General features: G+C 69.7%; 16 protein-coding genes and 1 pseudogene. 9 read left to right on the top strand and 8 right to left on the bottom strand.

Annotated elements, in window-relative coordinates:
- Positions 1-35 precede the first annotated feature (35 nt).
- From ACWEPG_RS23585 to ACWEPG_RS23555, 7 genes are all read left to right on the top strand, one after another.
- Positions 36-2,705, top strand: a complete 2,670-nt coding sequence (locus tag ACWEPG_RS23585; protein ID WP_452595472.1) for a bifunctional FO biosynthesis protein CofGH — start codon at positions 36-38, stop codon at positions 2,703-2,705.
- Positions 2,702-3,484, top strand: a complete 783-nt coding sequence (locus ACWEPG_RS23580) for a hypothetical protein (RefSeq protein ID WP_450112970.1) — start codon at positions 2,702-2,704, stop codon at positions 3,482-3,484. The genes ACWEPG_RS23585 and ACWEPG_RS23580 overlap by 4 nt, the downstream gene beginning before the upstream one ends.
- Positions 3,485-3,585: 101 nt before the next feature.
- Positions 3,586-3,909 (top strand): ferredoxin, encoded by a 324-nt coding sequence (fdxA, locus tag ACWEPG_RS23575; RefSeq protein WP_450112971.1) that lies wholly within the window; start codon positions 3,586-3,588, stop codon positions 3,907-3,909.
- An 11-nt stretch (positions 3,910-3,920) separates the two neighbouring features.
- Positions 3,921-5,018 (top strand): succinyldiaminopimelate transaminase, encoded by a 1,098-nt coding sequence (dapC, locus tag ACWEPG_RS23570; RefSeq protein WP_452595457.1) that lies wholly within the window; start codon positions 3,921-3,923, stop codon positions 5,016-5,018.
- Between the two features lie 136 nt (positions 5,019-5,154).
- Complete coding sequence (gene pruA, locus ACWEPG_RS23565; RefSeq protein ID WP_450112973.1) at positions 5,155-6,798, top strand: L-glutamate gamma-semialdehyde dehydrogenase; 1,644 nt, start codon at positions 5,155-5,157, stop codon at positions 6,796-6,798.
- Between the two features lie 53 nt (positions 6,799-6,851).
- The gene (locus tag ACWEPG_RS23560) at positions 6,852-7,754 is read left to right on the top strand and encodes a proline dehydrogenase family protein (RefSeq protein WP_452595471.1); all 903 of its coding nucleotides are present in this window, start codon (positions 6,852-6,854) and stop codon (positions 7,752-7,754) included.
- A 99-nt stretch (positions 7,755-7,853) separates the two neighbouring features.
- Entirely contained in the window at positions 7,854-9,278 is a 1,425-nt protein-coding gene (locus tag ACWEPG_RS23555) for an acyl-CoA synthetase (protein WP_452595456.1), read from the top strand.
- An 11-nt stretch (positions 9,279-9,289) separates the two neighbouring features.
- Here the strand turns inward: ACWEPG_RS23555 and ACWEPG_RS23550 are convergent, their stop codons facing one another.
- Positions 9,290-9,727, bottom strand: coding sequence for a carboxymuconolactone decarboxylase family protein (locus ACWEPG_RS23550; RefSeq protein WP_452595455.1), 438 nt, complete (start codon positions 9,725-9,727; stop codon positions 9,290-9,292).
- Between the two features lie 147 nt (positions 9,728-9,874).
- Here ACWEPG_RS23550 and ACWEPG_RS23545 point away from each other — a divergent pair, with 147 nt between their 5' ends.
- Both ACWEPG_RS23545 and ACWEPG_RS23540 read left to right on the top strand, forming a co-directional pair.
- A complete protein-coding gene (locus ACWEPG_RS23545) occupies positions 9,875-10,900 on the top strand; it encodes an NADP-dependent oxidoreductase (RefSeq protein WP_450112976.1) in 1,026 nt (341 codons plus the stop codon).
- The gene (locus ACWEPG_RS23540) at positions 10,897-11,307 is read left to right on the top strand and encodes a YrdB family protein (protein ID WP_450112977.1); all 411 of its coding nucleotides are present in this window, start codon (positions 10,897-10,899) and stop codon (positions 11,305-11,307) included. Before ACWEPG_RS23545 ends, ACWEPG_RS23540 begins: the two co-directional genes overlap by 4 nt.
- On the opposite strand, the gene kynU is transcribed toward ACWEPG_RS23540, so the two are convergent.
- The 7 genes and pseudogenes from kynU to ACWEPG_RS23505 all read right to left on the bottom strand — a co-directional run bounded on the left by kynU (position 11,261) and on the right by ACWEPG_RS23505 (position 18,821).
- Complete coding sequence (gene kynU, locus ACWEPG_RS23535; protein WP_450112978.1) at positions 11,261-12,484, bottom strand: kynureninase; 1,224 nt, start codon at positions 12,482-12,484, stop codon at positions 11,261-11,263. The genes ACWEPG_RS23540 and kynU overlap by 47 nt on opposite strands.
- Entirely contained in the window at positions 12,481-13,515 is a 1,035-nt protein-coding gene (locus tag ACWEPG_RS23530) for a hypothetical protein (RefSeq protein ID WP_450112979.1), read from the bottom strand. Before ACWEPG_RS23530 ends, kynU begins: the two co-directional genes overlap by 4 nt.
- Before the next feature lies 1 nt (position 13,516).
- Positions 13,517-14,389: a tryptophan 2,3-dioxygenase gene (locus tag ACWEPG_RS23525; protein WP_450112980.1), complete on the bottom strand. Its 873-nt coding sequence runs from the start codon at positions 14,387-14,389 to the stop codon at positions 13,517-13,519.
- A 54-nt stretch (positions 14,390-14,443) separates the two neighbouring features.
- A complete protein-coding gene (locus tag ACWEPG_RS23520; RefSeq protein WP_450113041.1) occupies positions 14,444-15,253 on the bottom strand; it encodes an enoyl-CoA hydratase in 810 nt (269 codons plus the stop codon).
- A gap of 444 nt (positions 15,254-15,697) precedes the next feature.
- Positions 15,698-16,765: pseudogene (locus tag ACWEPG_RS23515) on the bottom strand (DUF222 domain-containing protein); the annotation flags it as partial.
- Between the two features lie 175 nt (positions 16,766-16,940).
- Positions 16,941-17,699, bottom strand: a complete 759-nt coding sequence (locus ACWEPG_RS23510; RefSeq protein WP_452595454.1) for a hypothetical protein — start codon at positions 17,697-17,699, stop codon at positions 16,941-16,943.
- Positions 17,700-17,936: 237 nt separating this feature from the next.
- Positions 17,937-18,821 (bottom strand): LysR family transcriptional regulator, encoded by an 885-nt coding sequence (locus tag ACWEPG_RS23505; protein WP_452595453.1) that lies wholly within the window; start codon positions 18,819-18,821, stop codon positions 17,937-17,939.
- Position 18,822 lies beyond the last annotated feature (1 nt).

The raw sequence follows: 18,822 nt of genomic DNA, 5'->3' as shown, positions 1-18,822 counted from the left end.
ACCACGCCTCTCCCACGATGTTGCCTGCCCCGACCATGCCGGCCTCGATCCCGGCGGCGTCACGGGAATTGCCGGCACCGCCGGCGTCGCGGGAATTGCCGGCACCGCCGGCGTCGCGGGAATTGCCGGCACCGCCGGCGTCGCGGGAATTGCCGGCACCGCCGGCGTCAGGGGAATTGCCGGCACCGCCGGCGTCGGCGATGCGGCGCGCGCTCCGTCGGGCCCGGGACGGCGCAACCCTCAACGTCGACGAGGCGACCGTCCTGCTGCACGCGCGTGGTGCCGATCTCGAGGACCTGTGCACCTCGGCGGCCCGGGTCCGTGACGCCGGACTCGAGGCGGCGGGCAGGCCGAAGACGGTCAGCTACTCGCGCAAGGTGTTCATCCCGCTGACGAGGCTGTGCCGCGACAAGTGCCACTACTGCACCTTCGTCACCGTGCCCGGCAAGCTGCGGGCCGAGGGACACGGGATGTACCTGGATCCGGACGAGGTGCTCGACATCGCCCGCCGCGGCGCCGAACTCGGCTGCAAGGAGGCGCTGTTCACCCTCGGTGACCGGCCCGAGGAGCGGTGGCCGGAGGCGCGGGAGTGGCTCGAGTCCCGCGGCTACGACTCCACGCTCGACTACGTCCGGGCGATGTCGATCCGGGTGCTCGAGGAGACCGGCCTGCTGCCGCACCTGAACCCGGGCGTGATGAGCTGGGAGGAACTCTCGAGGCTCAAGCCCGTCGCGCCGTCGATGGGGATGATGCTCGAGACGACGTCGACCCGGCTGTTCACCGAGAAGGGGCAGTGCCACCACGGCAGCCCCGACAAGGATCCGGCGGTGCGGTTGCGGACCCTGACGGACGCGGGCCGGCTCTCGGTGCCGTTCACCACCGGTCTGCTCGTCGGGATCGGCGAGACGATGACCGAGCGGGCCGAGACGATCATGGCGATCCGCAAGTCGCACAAGGCGTTCGGTCACGTCCAAGAGGTGATCGTGCAGAACTTCCTGGCCAAGGACGACACCGCGATGCGGGACACGCCCGATGCCGGGATCGAGGAGTTCCGAGCCGCGATCGCGGTTTCCCGTCTGGTGCTCGGCCCGGCGATGCGGATCCAGTCGCCGCCGAACCTGGTCTCCGGTGACGAGTGCCTGGCGCTGATCGCGTCCGGTGTCGACGACTGGGGCGGTGTCTCACCCCTGACCCCGGACCACGTCAACCCGGAACGGCCGTGGCCGAACCTCGACACGCTCGCCGCGATCACCGCGGAGGCCGGATACACGCTCGTCGAACGAACCGCCGCGCAGCCGCAGTACGTCCTCGCCGGGTCCCCGTGGATCGACCCGCGAATCGCCGGGCACGTGCAGGCGCTCGCCGACCCCGACACCGGCATGGCCCGCGCGGACGCGATCCCGACCGGCCTGCCGTGGCAGGAGCCGGACGAGATGTGGGAGTCGAGCGGTCGCATCGACCTCAACACCGAGATCGACACCGACGGCCGCAACACCGAAACCCGCAGCGACCTGGGCAGCGCGTTCGGTGACTGGGAGACGGTCCGCGAGCAGGTGCTCTCGCTGAGCGCGCCGCAGAAGGTCGACTCGGATGTGCTGACCGCGCTGCGCAACGCCGAACGCGATCCGGCGGGCTGCTCCGACGACGACTACCGCGCGCTGGCGACGGCGGACGGCGCCGGGTTGGAGGCGCTGGTCGCGCTCGCCGACAACCTGCGCCGCGACACCGTCGGTGATGACGTCACGTACGTGGTGAACCGGAACATCAACTTCACCAACATCTGCTATACCGGCTGCCGGTTCTGTGCGTTCGCGCAACGCAAGGGCGACGCGGACGCGTTCACGCTGTCCGCGCAGGAGGTCGCGGACCGGGCGTGGGAGGCGCACGTGGCCGGGGCGACCGAGGTGTGCATGCAGGGCGGCATCGACCCGGAACTGCCGGTCACCGGATACGCCGACCTGGTGCGCGCGGTCAAGGCGCGGGTGCCGTCGATGCACGTGCACGCGTTCAGCCCGATGGAGATCGTCAACGGCGCCTCCCGCGGCGGGCAGTCGGTGCGGGACTGGCTGACCGAACTGCGTGCCGCCGGCCTGGACACCATCCCCGGCACCGCCGCCGAGATCCTCGACGACGAGGTGCGCTGGGTGCTGACCAAGGGCAAGCTCCCGACGAGCACGTGGATCGACGTGGTCACCACCGCCCACGAGGTGGGCCTGCGGTCCAGTTCGACGATGATGTACGGGCACGTCGACCAGCCGCACCACTGGGTCGGGCACCTGAACGTGCTCCGCGGAATCCAGGACCGCACCGGAGGATTCACCGAGTTCGTGTTGCTGCCGTTCGTGCACCAGTCGTCCCCGCTGTACCTGGCCGGGGCGTCCCGGCCGGGACCGACGATGCGCGACAACCGTGCCGCGCACGCCCTCGCCCGGGTGATGCTGCACGGCCGCATCCCCAACATCCAGACCAGCTGGGTCAAGCTGGGCATCGAGGGCACCCAGGCGATGCTGCAGGGCGGCGCCAACGATCTCGGCGGCACCCTGATGGAGGAGACGATCTCCCGGATGGCCGGCTCGCAGCACGGTTCGGAGAAGACCGTCGCCGAGCTGCGGGCGATCGCCGAGGGCATCGGCCGGCCGGCCCGGGAGCGTACGACCGGATACGCGGCGACAACCGGTGACGGGGTGAGGGCGGTGGTGTCATGAGCGAGAGCGATCCGATCGGGGATGCCCGCGTCGTCGCAGTGCTGGACCGGGCGGCGTGGGGTGTGAACCCGGTGCTGGATCTGGCGTCGGCGGACCCGTTCGGGATCAAGGCCCGTACTTTCGTCCCGCCCGCTCCGGGCGGCGGACCCGTCGACCGCGTGCTCGACGGGGTGGCCTGGCTGCTCGACTTCGCGGAGGTGCCCGGCACCGCGTCGTGGGAACGCGCAGGCGACGAACGGCGGGCCCGGTGGTGGCTGACCCGGCTCGGGCTCCTCAACACCGTCGTCGTGGCGTTTCCCGGTGTGCTCGGCCCGGTCGCCAAGAAGCTGCCTCTGCAGGACCTGCTCGGCTTCGCAAATCAGACGCTGGTGCTGATCGCGGTGGCCCGGGAGCTCGGCGTCACCGACCGGACGGCGCAGGTGGATCTGCTGGCCTCGGTGCTCTGCAACCGGGAGATCGACGCCAGGACCCTGCTGTCGCGGGAGGAGCAGGACCGGCCCGAGGAGTCGCGGGGCTGGCGACCCCTCGCGGCGCTGGGTGGCATGTGGTCGACCGCGCGGGTGCTGCGGGCGATCCCCGACGAACTGCACAAGCGTCCGCAGCCGTCGCGGCCGTGGCGCGCCCTCGGGAACCTGCCCCTCGTCGGTGCGATCGCCGACTACCTGGGCGAGCGTGGCGCCCTGTTCGACGCCGCGGTCCAGGGCAAACGGTGGGTCGACGGGCACACCGTGCGAACCGCGGTCGCGGGTAGCGGAGCACGGGGAACGACCACCGTCTGAGGGCACCCTAAGCCGGTGCTCGTCTCCGGCAGGGGTGATACTGGTAACCCTGGTGCGCGACGTGCGCCCGGTAAGAGGTCCGTGTCAGAAAGGCAGCGGCAGTGCCCTACACGATTGCAGAACCGTGCGTGGATGTGCTCGACAAGGCGTGCATCGAAGAGTGCCCCGTCGACTGTATTTACGAGGGTGGCCGCATGCTCTACATCCACCCCGACGAGTGCGTGGACTGCGGCGCCTGTGAGCCGGTCTGCCCGGTCGAGGCGATCTTCTACGAGGACGATGTCCCGGACCAGTGGAACGGCTACGTCTCCGCGAACGTCGACTTCTTCGTCGAACTCGGTTCGCCCGGCGGTGCCGCCAAGCTCGGCAAGGTCGACTACGACCCGCCGTTCATCAAGGCGCTGCCGCCCATGGGCGAGCACTGAGGTCTTCGAACGTGCCACGTAACGCCGTCTCGCGCGGTCTGCCCGACTTCCCGTGGGATTCACTCGCCGACGCGAAGGCGAAGGCGCAGTCCCATCCGGACGGGATCGTCAACCTGTCCGTCGGCACTCCGGTCGACCCGGTCGCACCTCTGATCCGCGACGCGCTGGCGTCGGTGTCCGAGGTTCCCGGGTATCCGACCACCTGGGGCGAGCCGTCGTTGCGTGAGGCCGCGGTCGCGGCCCTGGCGCGGCGCTACGGCGTCACGGGCATCGACCCGGCGGCGGTGCTGCCCGCGATCGGCACCAAGGAGATGATCGCCTGGATGCCGACCCTCCTCGGGCTCGGTCAGGGCGATCTGGTGGTGATTCCCGAGGTCGCGTACCCGACGTACGAGGTGGGTGCGCTGCTCGCCGGCTGTCGGGTGCTGCGCGCGGACGGACTGACGCGGCTCGGGCCGGAGAAGCCCGAGTTGATCTTCATCAACTCCCCGTCGAATCCGACGGGCAAGGTGCTCGGCATCGACCACCTGCGCAAGGTCGTCGAGTTCGCCCGCAGCCGCGACGCGATCGTCGTGTCCGACGAGTGCTACCTCGGGCTGACGTGGGAGGCCGAGGCGTACTCGGTGCTCGACCCGCGGGTCTGCGACGGCGACCACACCAACCTGCTGGCCGTGCACTCGCTGTCGAAGACGTCGAACCTTGCGAGCTACCGGGCCGGGTTCGTCACCGGCGATCCGGCGCTGGTCGCGGAACTGCTCGAGGTTCGCAAGCACTCCGGCATGATCATGCCGCTGCCGGTGCAGGCCGCGATGACCGCCGCGCTGAAGGACGACGCACACGAGAACGAGCAGCGCGAGCGGTACCGTCGGCGCCGCGAGATCCTGCTGGGCGCCGTCCGCGGTGCCGGATTCACCGTCGACAACTCCGAGGCCGGCCTGTACCTGTGGCTGACCCGCGAGGAGGCGTGCCGCGACACCGTCGACTGGTTCGCCGAGTGCGGCATCCTGGTCGCCCCCGGCGACTTCTACGGTCCCGGCAGCCGCCGCCACGTGCGGATGGCACTGACCGAGACCGACGAGCGCATCGCCGCCGCCGCCTCACGCTTGTAGCAGCTTCGCCGCTCGTGCGCGGTGTGCGAATCCTCGGACTCGCCCACCGCGCACGAGAGCGGCAGGCGCCTTACGCTGGATCTCAAGTTCCTCGGCGACCGGGGTGCCCGGTCGCCACTTCGGGGCAGGAGGCAGCATGGACGCCGTCACCGGGGTTCCCTCGCCGGTCAACGAACCGGTCCACTCGTACGCTCCCGGTAGCCGCGAGCGCACGATCCTCGTTTCCGAACTCGCCGAGCTGGCCGGTGCCCCCGTGGACCTGCCGCACGTGATCGGCGGGGTGCACCGGATGGGTCGCGGGGAGCGGATCGACGTGGTGCAGCCGCACCGCCGGTCCGCGGTGCTCGGGACGCTCACCGATGCCACCCACGAGGACGCCGACGCCGCCGTGACCGCCGCGGTCGCCGCGGCCCCGGGCTGGCGGGCGCTGCCGTTCGACGAGCGGGCCGCGGTGCTGCTGCGGGCGGCCGACCTGCTGTCCGGACCGTGGCGGGAAACCCTCGCTGCCGCAACGATGCTCGGGCAGTCGAAATCCGTTCAGCAGGCCGAGATCGACGCGCCGTGCGAGCTCGTCGACTTCTGGCGGTTCAACGTGCACTTCGCGCGGCAGATCCTCGCGGAGCAGCCGATCTCGGGCCCCGGGGTGTGGAACCGGATGGAGTACCGGCCGCTCGAGGGCTTCGTGTACGCGATCACGCCGTTCAACTTCACCGCGATCGCCGGGAACCTGCCGACCGCGCCGGCGCTGATGGGCAACACGGTGGTGTGGAAGCCGTCGCCCACCCAGACGCTCTCCGCCTACTGGACGATGAAACTGCTCGAGGAGGCCGGGCTGCCACCGGGCGTGATCAACCTGGTCACGGGGACCGGCCCGGCGGTCTCGGACGTCGTACTCGGCGATCCGCGGCTGGCGGGGATCCACTTCACCGGCTCGACTCGCACCTTCCAGCACCTGTGGCGGGAGGTCGGCGCGAACATCTCCCGCTACCGCGGCTATCCGCGGCTGGTCGGGGAGACCGGCGGCAAGGACTTCGTCGTGGCGCACTCGTCCGCGAACCCGGACGTGTTGCGCACGGCCCTGATCCGCGGCGCGTTCGAGTACCAGGGGCAGAAGTGCTCGGCCGCCTCCCGCGCCTACGTGCCCCGCTCGGTGTGGGACGAGATGGGCGAGGACTTCCTCGCCGAGGCCGACGAACTCTCCTACGGCGATGTCACGGACCTGTCGAATTTCGGTGGCGCACTGATCGATCGGGCCGCCTACGAGAAGAGCGTCGCCGCGATCGAACGCGCCCGTGGTGCCGCGGGCGTCAAGGTCGCCGTCGGTGGCACCTGCGACGACGCCGTCGGCTGGTTCGTCCGGCCGACCGTGCTGCTCGCCGACGACCCGGGTGACGAGGCGTTCGCCACCGAGTACTTCGGCCCGATCCTGTCCGTGCACGTCTACGACGACGCTGCCCCGGAGGCGTTCGAGGACCTGCTCTCGGTGGTGGACCGGACCGCACCGTACGCGCTGACCGGGTCGGTCGTCGCGGACGACCGGGCCGCCGTCGAGAAGGCCTCGGCGGCACTGCGGTTCACCGCGGGGAACTTCTACATCAACGACAAGCCGACCGGGGCTGTGGTGGGGCAGCAGCCGTTCGGCGGGGCGCGGGCATCGGGCACCAACGACAAGGCGGGGTCCCCGCTGAACCTGCTGCGGTGGACGTCGGCGCGCACGCTCAAGGAGACGTTCGTACCGCCGACCGATCACCGCTACCCGCACATGGGGCCGGAGACGTGACCGTGGTCAATCCGCTACGGCCCGCGATCCTGGCCGCGGCACGCTCGCCCCGGATGAAGGCGGCCATCACCCACGCTCCCGGCACCCGGTCGCTGGTCACCCGGTTCGTCGCCGGGGAGTCGAGGGCCGACGCCCTCGCCGTCACCCGCGAGCTGCTTGCGTCGGGTCGGTCGGTCAGTGTGGACCACCTCGGCGAGGACACCATCGACCTCGGGCAGGCCCGGGCCGTCGTCGCCGAGTACCGGGCGCTGCTGCGCGAACTCGGCGACCTGCCGCAGGTGGGCGATGCGGAACCACGCCGGCTGGAGGTGTCGGTCAAACTGTCCGCGCTCGGTCAGGCCCTGCCGTCCGGCGGAGAGCAGGTTGCCCTCGACCACGCCCGCGAACTGTGCGAGGCCGCGAAGGCGGCCGGGGTGTGGATGAGCGTCGACGCCGAGGACCACACCACCACCGACTCGACGCTGGCGATCGTCACCGCCCTCCGCGCCGACTTCCCGTGGCTCGGGGCGGTGCTCCAGGCCTACCTGCGGCGCACCGAGGGTGACTGCCGCGACCTCGCCGGGCCGGGCTCGCGAATCCGGTTGTGCAAGGGCGCATATCGCGAACCTGCTTCGGTGGCCTTCCAGAGCGCCGCAGACGTCGACGCGTCGTACCGGCGATGCCTGACCGTCCTGATGGACGGTCAGGGCTACCCGATGGTCGCCTCCCACGACCCGGCGATGATCGAGGCAGCGGGGGAGGAGGCGCGCCGCGTCGGACGACGCGCCGACGAGTTCGAACACCAGATGCTGTACGGCATCCGGGACGTCGAGCAGCAGCGGCTCGCCGACGCCGGGGCACGGGTGCGGGTGTACGTCCCGTACGGCGGACAGTGGTACGGCTACTTCATGCGCCGCCTCGCCGAACGTCCCGCGAACCTGACGTTCTTCATGCGTCAGCTGGTGAGCCGGGACTGACGGGCATGTGAGACGTGCCCGCCGGCGGGCATGTGAGACGCGCCCGCGGGCGGGCATGTGAGACGCGCCCGCGGGCGGGCATGTGAGACGCTGGCGGGCGTGCTGCTGCGTTCGCTGAACCCCCTCGCCGTCGCCCAGGGCGACGATGTGCCCGACGCCGTGCGGATCGACGGTCACACCCTCTCCCGTAGCGACATCGTCGGCGGGGCAGGCGCGCTGGCTCGCCGGATCGCCGGCGCGAGGCGGCTCGCGGTGCTGGCCGAGCCGACGGCGTCGACGGTCGTCGCGATCGTGGCCTGCCTGTTCGCCGGCGTCACCGTCGTGCCCGTGCCCCCGGATTCCGGCCCGGCCGAGCTCGAGCACATCCTGACCGACTCGGGCGCGCAGGCATGGCTCGGCAAGGCACCGGAGGGCGGTGACATTTCGCCGAGTTCCCGAGCAGGCTCGCTTCCGGTGATTCCGGTGCGGCTGCACGCCCGCGACTGGCACGGCCACCCGGAGCCCGATCCGGCGTCGATAGCATTCGTGCTCTACACCTCCGGCACCACCGGCGCCCCGAAGGGGGTGCTGCTGTCCCGCCGGGCCATTGCCGCGGGCCTCGATGCGCTCGCGCAGGCCTGGCAGTGGACCGAGAAGGACACCCTCGTACACGGACTGCCGCTGTTCCACGTGCACGGACTGATCCTCGGTGTGCTCGGACCGCTGCGTGTCGGCAGCCGCCTGGTGCACACCGGCAAGCCGACGCCCGCCGCATACGCGGAGGCGCGCGGCAGCCTGTACTTCGGGGTGCCGACCGTGTGGTCCCGGATCGCACTGGACGAGGAGTCGGCGCGGGCGCTGTCCGGGGCGCGGCTGCTGGTCTCGGGGAGTGCACCCCTGCCGGTGCCGGTGTTCGAGAAGCTGTCCGCGCTGACCGGCCTCACCCCCATCGAGCGGTACGGGATGAGCGAAACGATGATCACCCTGAGCACCCGCGCCGACGGCGAACGCCGCCCCGGGTGGGTCGGCCTGCCCGTCGAGGGCGTGCAGACCCGCATCGTCGGAGAGGACGGCGAGCCGGTCCCGCACGACGGCGAGTCGATCGGCGGACTGCAGGTGCGCGGTCCGATGCTGTTCGACGGTTACCTGAACCGGCCCGATGCCACCGCCGAATCCTGGACCGAGGACGGCTGGTTCGTCACCGGAGACGTCGCTGCGATCGACGCAGGCGGATTCCACCGGATCGTCGGCCGGGCGTCGACCGACCTGATCAAGTCCGGGGGCTACCGGATCGGTGCCGGTGAGGTGGAGACCAGCCTGCTCGGGCACCCGAGCGTCGAGGAGGTCGCGGTGGTCGGTCTGCCCGACGACGACCTCGGGCAGCGGATCGTCGCCTTCGTCGTCGGCGAGGACGTCGACCCGGACGCGCTGATCACGCATGTCGCCGCGGAGCTGTCGGTGCACAAGCGGCCGCGGGAGATCCGCGTGGTCGACACGCTGCCCCGCAACGCCATGGGCAAGGTGCAGAAGAAACTGCTGAGCTGACTCGGGCCCGGTCAGGGCGCGACGGGATAGTGGCTGGTGATCGCGACCCGGTTCCACGCGTTCATCACCACGGCGAGCCAGCTCACCGCCGAGGCCTGCGCGTCGGTCAGGGACCCGTCGTCCCAGGCACGATCCTCCGGCACCGTCAGCCGGGTGACCTGCTCGGCCAGTGTCAGGGCGGCCCGCTCCTGCGCGGTGAAGTACTGCGACTCCCACCACGCCGCGAGCACCGCCAGACGGTCGGCCGTTTCCCCCTTGGCGACGGCGTCACGGGTGTGCATGCGCAGGCAGAACGCGCAGCCGTTGATCTGCGCGACCCGGATCTTGACCAGTTCCGCCAGGAGCGGATCCAGCCCGGCCTCCAGCGCCGCGGCGTCGGCCTGCTCACTGAGGGCGGTCAGCTTCTTGTATGCGGCCGGATGCTGCTTGCTCAGGTTCACGGAACTCATCGTCTTCCTTCCCTAAAGGATCGGCGACCGGGGCGATCGGCGATCGGCGACCGGGCGATCGGCGAGCGTGGGAGCGGCGAGTTCGAATCGCGATCGACCAGCGAGTCTCGTACATCTCCCGGTGGCGGCGGACTAGCCTCGACAGACATGAGCCTGCCTGCAGAGAACACTCGCATTGTGCTCGCCTCCCGCCCCGTCGGCGAGCCGAAGTCGTCCGATTTCCGGGTCGAGTCGGTGCCGTTGCCCGCGCCGGCCGACGGTCAGTTGCTGCTCGAAACCCTGTACCTGTCGCTCGACCCGTACATGCGCGGCCGGATGAGCGACGCGGAGTCGTACGCCGACCCGGTCCCCGTCGACTCGGTCATGGTGGGAGGCACCGTGTGCCGGGTGCTCGCCTCCAATGCCCCCGGATTCGCTGTCGGCGACGTGGTGTTGTCGTTCTCCGGATGGCAGACCCATTCCGTCGAGGACGCCTCCCACGTCCGCAAGCTGGACCCCGCCGCGGCGCCGGTCCGGACCGCGCTCGGCGTGCTCGGCATGCCCGGGTTCACCGCATACGCGGGTCTGCTGCAGATCGGCAAGCCCAAGGCCGGGGAGACCGTCGTCGTCGCGGCGGCCACCGGCCCGGTCGGGTCCGCGGTCGGGCAGATCGCGAAGATCAAGGGCGCCCGCGCGGTGGGGATCGCCGGCGGCCCCACCAAGGTCGCGCACTTGCGGGAGCTGGGCTTCGACGCGGCGATCGACCACCGCGCACCCGATTTCGCGGATCAGCTCGCTGCGGCCTGCCCCGACGGCATCGACGTCTACTTCGAGAACGTCGGCGGCGCCGTGTGGGACGCGGTGCTGCCGCTGCTCAACACCTACGCGCGGGTTCCGGTGTGCGGCTTGGTTGCCCAGTACAACGCCACCTCCGCGCCCGCCGGTCCGGACCGCGCCCCGGCCCTGATGGGCCGCATCCTCACCAAGAGCCTGACCCTGCGGGGCTTCATCCAGTCCGAGTTCGTCAAGGACCACTACCGGCACTTCCTCGCCGAGATGTCGGAGTGGGTGCGCGACGGACTCGTGAAGTACCGGGAGGACGTCGTCGACGGGCTCGAGAACGCTCCCGACGCGTTCATCGGGATGCTCGGCGGGAAGAACTTCGGGAAGCTGCTGATCAAGGTGGCGGAATGACGCACACCGCGGGCGAACACCCGCACCCGACCATCGGCCCCCTCGACGCCGCGGCGTTCCTTCTGGAACTGACGATGCTCACGATCCTCGCGCTCGCCGGCGCGGCCGTCGGCGAAGCCACGCCCGCCCGGATGGCGGCCGCCGTCGCGTTGCCGGTGATCGCGGCCGGAATCTGGGCGGTGTGGATGGCGCCGACCGCCACCCGCCGGCTCTCGAACCCGCGCCGCCTGGCGGTGCAGGTACTGCTGTTCGCGGTGACCGGGGTACTCGCGTCGGCGTTCCTCTCTCCGTGGGTGGGGGGCGTGTTCTTCGTGGCCGCGACAGCCGTGTTCGGAACACTCGCCCGGCGGGAGTCCCACGTCAGCCGAGCCGGCGCAGTTCGTCGGCGATCGCCCGCACCCCGGTGAGCACCTCGAGGTAGGAGGTGCTCAGCGGGCTCGGGCCCAGCCGCAACCCCTCGGGCGCACGGAAGTCGGGGATCACGCCGCGATCCCACAGCCGCGGCAGCATTTCCCGGAACCGGGGATGGTCGATGGTGACGTGGCCGCCGCGCCGGGAGGCGTCGAGAGGGGAGGCGATCCGCACCTCGGGGAGCAGGGTGCGGGCCAGCTTGAGGGTGTACTCGGTCAGGCGAATAGATTTTGCGCGCACGGCGGTGATGCCCACCCGGTCGATCAGGTCGATCGTCGACTGCATGGCGATCATCCCGAGTATCGCGGGGGTTCCGCTGATCACCTGTCGAATCCCATCGGCGGGAAGGTATCCCGCCGCCATTTCGAACGGGTCCCGGCGCCCCATCCAGCCCCAGATCGGTTGCCGGAAGTCGCGCTGGTGTTCGGTACGGACATAGGCGAACGCCGGTGATCCCGGACCGCCGTTCAGATACTTGTAGGTGCAGCCGACGGCGAAATCGGCTCCCCAGCGGTCCAGTTCGACGGGAACGCTGCCCACCGAATGGCACAGGTCCCACAGGATCAGCGCACCGGCGTCGTGTGCCGCCCGCGTGATCGCCTCGGCGTCGGCGAGGAATCCCGACCGGTACGCGACGTGACTGAGCACCACCAGCGCGGTGTTCTCGGTGATGGCCTCGCGGGCGGTGCCGGGCTCGACCCCGGCAGCGGGATCGACGGTGATCCAACGCAATTCGAGTCCGAGCTCGGCCGCGATGCCTTCGAGGACGTAGCGGTCGGTGGGGAAGTTGTCGGTGTCGAGGACGATCTCCGTGCGTCCCGGCCGCATCGCCAGCGCACCGCGCGCGAGCTTGTACAGCAGCACCGTCGTCGAGTCGCCGACCGTCGTCTGCCCCGGCGCCGCACCGAGCGTCACCCGCCCGAGCCGATCGCCGATGGTGATCGGCAGGTCGAACCACTGCTCGTCCCAGCCGCGGATCAGCCGGCCGGACCACTGCGCGACCGCCTCCGCGATCGCCTCGGTGGCCGCGATCGTCGGCCGGCCCAGCGAGTTGCCGTCCAGGTAGGACACCACGTCGGAATCGTCGACGCCATGGAAGCGGGCGCGGAAGTCCCGAAGTGGGTCGGCGGCGTCGAGTGCTCGCGCGGTGTCCGTGAGATCGTCGGTGCTCAACGCAGGTCCTCCTCGAGGTCGGCGGCGGTGGCGACGCGGGCGCCGGTCAGCCAGTGCGCGAATTCGGTGTCGTCGCGCGGAGGGATGCCCGGAATCCGGCACACGCGCTGCGGTCCCGCGGCGAACCGCGACGCGGCGTCCCCGTCGATCAACGCGGTCAGCACGCCGGACCGGTCCAGTCCGGCCGACTGCAGGGCCAGCACCTCGGATGCGTTGACCCCGAGCGGAAGATTCCCGTTGCCGAGGTCGGTGCCGTAGCGGACGCGCCCCCCCGCGGCGTGGAAGCGGCGCAGATTGTCGACGGCGACCTCGAGGTCGCGGCCGTGGTGGATGTCGAGTGTGCTGGTCCAACGCTGCGACCGGGCCGCGGCGCGCACCACGTCGTCGTCGAGGCGTTCGGTCCACGGGGTGTGGGCCAGCACATCGACGCCGGCCGCGAGCGCACGTCCCGCCTGCCCGGCTCCCTCCGCGTGCACGACGACGTCGCGGCTGAGCCGATGCGCCGCTGTCACGACCGCTGCGAGGGTGTCGTCGTCGAGTACCGGGCCGGCCGCCGAGTTCAGCGTGACCTTGACGAAATCGGCTCCGGCGCAGACCTGTTCGTTCACCGCCCTCGCGGCGTCATCGGGTCCGGACACCTCGCGCACCGATCCCTCCGGTGCCCACGGCCGGTCGCTCGGATAGCCGCCGGGCGCAGTGAGGAACTGCCCGGCGAACCGGATACGCGGCAGTCCCGCGGGCGGGACGCCTGCGGTCCGGCGCCACGCGGCCGCAGCGTCGAGCCGTGCTCCGAGGTCGTACACCTCCTCGAGCCCGCCCGCGAACAGGGCCGCCGCATCGACGAGTTCGAGGTGGACGTGGGCGTCCCGGAACCCGGGGAACACGGTGCCGTCGAAGGTCAGGTCCGCGGCCGGGTCGGCGGGGTGATCCGGTGCGGCGGGCAGCATGCGGCCGCCGCGCAGGGTGAACCGGGTGGGCCCCATCCACTGTCCGAGCCACGCCTCCCGCACCGCGACCGTCGGGGTGCCCATCTCACCGCCCGACCTCGGTGCGGACCGCGAACAGTTCGGGGAAGAACGTCAGGTCGAGGGCGCGCTGGAGGAATTCGACACCGCTGGATCCGCCAGTGCCGGGCTTGGTGCCGATGATGCGCAACACCGTCCGCAGGTGCCGGAATCGCCACAGCTGGAAGTTCTCCTCCAGATCGACCAGTTCCTCGAACGACTCGTAGGCGGCCCAGTGGTCGTGCGGGTGCTCGTAGACGTCCCGGATGAGCGGCAGCAGGTTCGGGTCGAGTGTGTACGGGGAGCGCACGTCCCGCCCCAGCGTGGACTGCGGGACGGGGAGGCCGGTGCGGTGCAGGTACCGCCAGAACTCGTCGTACAGGCTCGGTTCCGCGAGCAACCGGGACAGCAGTGCGTGTGCGGCCGGGTCGGACTCGAACACCGCCAGCATCCCGGGGTTCTTGTTCCCCAGGACGAATTCGACGGCGCGGTACTGGAACGACTGGAATCCCGACGCGTTGCCGAGGAACCCGCGAAATTCCGAGTACTCGGTCGGGGTGAGTGTCGCGAGCACCGACCACTGCTCGGTCAGTGACTTCTGGATGTGCTTGACGCGGGCGATGCACTTGAGCGCGACCGCGATGTCGTCCTGTGCCAGAGCTGCTTTCGCCGCGTCGAGTTCGTGCAACGTGAGTTTGAGCCACAGTTCACTGGTCTGGTGGGCGATGATGAACAGCAGTTCGTCGTGGTGCGCGGGGACGCTGACCGGGTGCTGTGCGCTCAGCAGCGTACCCAGGTCGAGGTACGAGCCGTAGCTCATCCGGTCCGTGAAGTCCGTGACGATCCCCGGCTCGATGGGTCGGATGTTCTCCCCGTCTGCGTTCACACCTCGGTCGCCCATGCTCCGACACTGCCGTACCCGGTGCGCCGCGTCCAGACCAGACGAGGTTGCGTCCTACTTCGTGTCGCGGAACACCGGCTCGCGTTTCTCCCGACGGGCCAGCGTCGCCTCCTCGAAGTTGTCGGTCATCAACCGGATCATCAGCTGGCCGAGGCCCTCCTGGTTCATGTGCTGCGCCAGCGACGACGCGTCCAGACTCGACCACAGCGTCCGTTTGGTCAGCTCGACACCCGGCCGGGAGAACCCGGCGATGCGTTCGGCGAGGGTGAAGGACTCGTCCAGCAGGTCCTCCGGCGCGGTCAGCCTGGAGACGAGGCCGATGCGGTCCGCCTCGGCGGCGTCGACGTCGCGGCCGGACAGCATGATCTCGAATGCCCGGGACGAGCCGATCGCGCGGGGCAGGAGATAGCTCAGGCCCAGCTCGCTGGCCGTCAGGCCGTTGTTGATGCCGGCGGCGCGGAAATAGGCCTCGGTGGACGCGATGCGGATGTCCGCGGCCAGTGACAGGCAGAAACCGCCACCGATTGCGGCACCGTTCACCGCGGCGATCATCGGCTGATGCATGCGGCGGATCGCGAGCACCACGTCGTCGAGGATCTCCATCGCCCGCAACGCGACCGACGGCCGCGTGAGGCCGTCGATGTGTGGGGGAGAGCCCGCCGATGCCTGGTCCGCGCCGGAACAGAAGCCCCGCCCGGCACCGGTGAGCACGACCGCGCGCACCGAGTTGTCGTTGCTGATCGACTCCAGGGATTCCTTGAGTGGAACCATCACGTCGAACGCCATCGCGTTCATTCGCTCCGGACGGTTCAGCGTGACCAGCGCGACCTGCTCGCGTGGCCGCTCGACGAGGACGAAGCTCACCTGGCACTCCTGCTGGGTACGGGGCAATCGGTTCGCCGACCCTACGTCGAACAGTCCTCGCCAATGGTGCGGTTGCCGGAAACTCGCAGTTCCGCAGGCCGGTGGTCCTGTCCGGTGGTGGTCAGATCTGCTGATGTCAGGTGCGCCGCCGTCGCCCATCTCGTTTGTCCCCTGTGCCCAGCGCCGCCGATGCTCGCGCAGTTCTGCGTCGCGGCGGGCGCGGTGGCGCGCCAGCGCGGCGGCGAGGATGTCGTCGAGGTGGTGCCGCTGATTCACCCGGGGTGTGCGGGTGGGGTCGATGTGCGGTGGTGGGATCCATTCGGTGCGGCCGGCGCGGCCGGTGGTTTCTGCCGCGGTGCGGGTCTGCCAACCACCGGGCCCGTCGTGCACGAAGGCATGGCAGTGATCACATGCCAGATCCAAGCCCTCGATGTCGGTGCGGCCACCCCTGTTCCATTCGGTCAGGTGATGTACTGCCGTCATCGAAGCGGGTGAGTCGCAGCCGGGTCGGGTGCAACCACGGGACGCAGCGATCAGCGCCAACCGCTGGTCCGCGGATGCCAGCCTCTTCGCCCGGCCCAGATGCAGCGGCCGGCCATGGTGGTCGAAGAGCGTGAGCACTGGGTGTGCGTGTTCGGCCATGCGCAGCGCATCGCGGATCGGGACGAGTCCACCGGTGGCGGTGGTGGCCACCCCGGATGCCTCTTCGACCTGCCGCACGGACATCGTCAGGATCGTGGTGACGGGCAGTCCCCGATGACTACCCAACACCCCGGACGAGAGCAGGTGCCGTAGCGCGACTTTCAGTGCGTCGTGGTTGCGTTGCACGGCGGTCCGGGTGTCTCGGGCGGCGGCTTTCGCCAGCGCCGTTCGGTCGAGGGTGTCGGATTCGATGTCGCCGCAGGGTGATTCGGGGTCGTCGGGGTTGTTCATGCCGGGGCGGGCGAGTTTCGCGAGGACCGGATCGAGCAACGCCTTCGTTTCCGGATCCAACAGCCCCGAGATCGGTGTCATGAGATCGGTTCCCTGTTTCCCGATGCGCAGGCCGCGGCGGCGTCGGCGGTCCTTCTCATCGGGACCGTCACCGTCGGGCTTCAGGTGCGCGAGCAGGTGCACGCCGACCTTTGTGACGTCTTCGGGTGGCATGGTTCGGGCGGCGTCGGACAAGATCTTTTCCGCGACGGCGATCTCGTCGGCGCCTGTGCCGTGGGGGATCTTGCGCATGGTTTTCGCGATCGCCGCGACGTGATCGGGCCCCACGTCGCCGTCATGAACAGCGCGGGCGGTCACCGGCAGGACCGGATCCTGATCGTCGCCGCCCAGGGTGTGCCATGTCCCAACTTTGTTCGCGCCCTTGACCCGTCGGGCGGCGTCCGCGCCGGAGATCCGCAGGGTCTGGGTGAGGAATTCGTTCACCGATCGGCAGTGCAGATTCCCGGGAATGGACCGCTCCACCGCTTCGACGATCAGCCGGTGCCCGACTGCGGACGCCTTCCGTAGCGATACTTCCATCCGCTGCAGCGTGTCGATGACCTCGTTGTCGGTGAGTCCGGTCACCGGGTCGGCGAGCAGGCCGTCGATGGCGGCGGCGAGCGCTGTCAGGTGTTCGTCCATCTGCTCGTCACCCCCCCGTGACTCGAACTGATGTTCTAATCATCGTGGATGGTGGCGTCGTTTGCCAGAACCTTTATGCAGGTCGGTGACGCGGCTGTGGCAACGCTGTGGGCCGACCGCAGCCACGCCCTGTCGTCCCGCTGTTGCGGGTCGGGTCGTGGTTGGGGGCACCGAATCGACCGGCCTTCCTCCTGTCCGTGTGCCGCGGGGTAGGTCGTGACGTCAGTTGTCGAAGGATGTCGAGACGTGGCGCGTGAGCGCAGTCGCTTCTGGCTCTGTGGCTCAGGTCTACGTCAACGCGGAGTGAACGAGCGATCGGCGTGTGGCGCGCCGTGAACGTGTCCGTGGCTTGCGGGCGGTGCTGCTTGACGCCGGAGCGACTTGGGTCGCGGTGGCGTCCCAGCGGATCTCGGCCTCGAACAGATCCGGATGAGCTGTGGGTCAGAGACGGAAACTCCTCGTCGGCATTGCGGCTTGCGACGTCCCAGAGGAGAAGGTCGCCGTTCTCGCTCCAGCCGAAGACTTCGAGTCGTTCGGCGAGGTCCCAGCTACCGTCGGGCTCGATCATCCAGTCGAATTCCTCCTCTTCGCCGTCGCGGAAGACCGTGTGGAAGTGCTCGGTGAGGTTCGCTGCACGGGCCCGCCCATCTGCGAAACCGGGTTGCACGGGCGGGTAGATGAGCCACGGGCCGAACGTGCGGGCCCAGCCGCAGGAGCGAACAAACTCGCGGTAGCTCTGGGGGTACCCGCCGCCGTCCGGGAAACGGAACGAATCGAGTGCCTCGAAGTCGACATGCTCGAACGAGGGGGATTCGGGCGCGGGGACACTCATGACTCGATTATGGGTTGCCGGAGTCACGCCCCTGGAGCCGGATGGAGTGAAGGCGGCGACCGTCGGTCCCACACCACGAACACGACGCGTTCGTGTCCGGACACTGCAGAGATCCGGCAGTAACTCTCGCCCGACATCGGACGCCGGTCGACCGTAGGCATCGCAGGTAGAGTCCAGGATCGCCTCGAACCGCGCTGGTTGAACCAGCGTTTCGCTGATCTTCGCTGCAGGTCGACATCAGGCGAAGTGGCGGAGGAGGAAGCTGCTGAGGCGTTGGGTGGGGGGTGCTTCGGCTGTGGCACCCCAGGCGAGGGTGACGTCTCTGCGGTATCGGGAGCCGGTCAGTGGCAGCTCCGTCAGTCCCTGAGGTATTCGTTCGTCGTGTGGGAGTAGTGCGATTCCGAGGCCGCGGTTGATCAGTTCTCGGATGGTGGCGAACTCGGTGACTTCGAACGCGATGTCTGGTACGAATCCTTGTTCGTGGCACCAGCTCTCGGTGAGCTGCCGGAGGTTGTAACTTGGCGGGTTGGCGATGAAGGTCTCGTTCTTCAGATCCGCGAGTTGGACGTGTCGCGCCGTCGCGAGCCGATGATTGTCGGGCACCACCACCTGGATCTGCTGGGTGCCGATGCGTACGTGGTTGAGTCGCTCGGGTGCGGGGATGACGATCGCCAGGTCGAGTTCGCCCGCGAGGAGATCCGCGCTGAGTGCTGAGCCGTGTGCTTGTTTGAGAAGCACTGTGATGCCGGGGTGGTGATGGCGGAACGCGGCAAGTAGGTCGGGAATGCGGCCGGATCCCATCGTCAGGGGAAACCCGAACCGGACGGTCCCGTGGTCGGGGTCGGCTTGTCCGGTCACTTCGTCGATCGCCAGATCCAGTTGGCGTAGCGGCTCGCGTACCTGCCGTGCCAGGCGTTCGGCTGAGTCGGTGAGGCGGACGGCCCGGCCGTCGTGGATGAGCAGGGGTACCCGCAGCTCCTCTTCCAGGGCGTGGATCCGCCGACTCATCGATGACTGAGGCACATCGAGGGCTGCTGCGGCCTGGGTCATGTGACCGTCGTGCGCGGCCAGTTCGACGAGTGCCCGCAGCTGTGGAGCCAGTCGAATTGTCCACTGATCCATA

This window comes from Rhodococcus sp. NPDC004095, from assembly GCF_053604015.1.
This window is presented reverse-complemented; position numbering and strand designations above follow the sequence as displayed.

Excerpts from the sequence above, each read along its gene's own strand:
- ACWEPG_RS23530 (WP_450112979.1), bottom strand. The coding sequence starts at position 13,515 with ATGGGCACCCCGACGGTCGCGGTGCGGGAGGCGTGGCTCGGACAGTGG.
- ACWEPG_RS23550 (WP_452595455.1), bottom strand. The coding sequence starts at position 9,727 with ATGAGTTCCGTGAACCTGAGCAAGCAGCATCCGGCCGCATACAAGAAG.
- ACWEPG_RS23545 (WP_450112976.1), top strand. The coding sequence starts at position 9,875 with ATGAGCCTGCCTGCAGAGAACACTCGCATTGTGCTCGCCTCCCGCCCC.
- ACWEPG_RS23540 (WP_450112977.1), top strand. The coding sequence starts at position 10,897 with ATGACGCACACCGCGGGCGAACACCCGCACCCGACCATCGGCCCCCTC.
- pruA (WP_450112973.1), top strand. The coding sequence starts at position 5,155 with ATGGACGCCGTCACCGGGGTTCCCTCGCCGGTCAACGAACCGGTCCAC.
- ACWEPG_RS23580 (WP_450112970.1), top strand. The coding sequence starts at position 2,702 with ATGAGCGAGAGCGATCCGATCGGGGATGCCCGCGTCGTCGCAGTGCTG.
- ACWEPG_RS23510 (WP_452595454.1), bottom strand. The coding sequence starts at position 17,699 with ATGAGTGTCCCCGCGCCCGAATCCCCCTCGTTCGAGCATGTCGACTTC.
- ACWEPG_RS23585 (WP_452595472.1), top strand. The coding sequence starts at position 36 with ATGCCGGCCTCGATCCCGGCGGCGTCACGGGAATTGCCGGCACCGCCG.
- ACWEPG_RS23505 (WP_452595453.1), bottom strand. The coding sequence starts at position 18,821 with ATGGATCAGTGGACAATTCGACTGGCTCCACAGCTGCGGGCACTCGTC.
- ACWEPG_RS23560 (WP_452595471.1), top strand. The coding sequence starts at position 6,852 with ATGAAGGCGGCCATCACCCACGCTCCCGGCACCCGGTCGCTGGTCACC.
- ACWEPG_RS23525 (WP_450112980.1), bottom strand. The coding sequence starts at position 14,389 with ATGGGCGACCGAGGTGTGAACGCAGACGGGGAGAACATCCGACCCATC.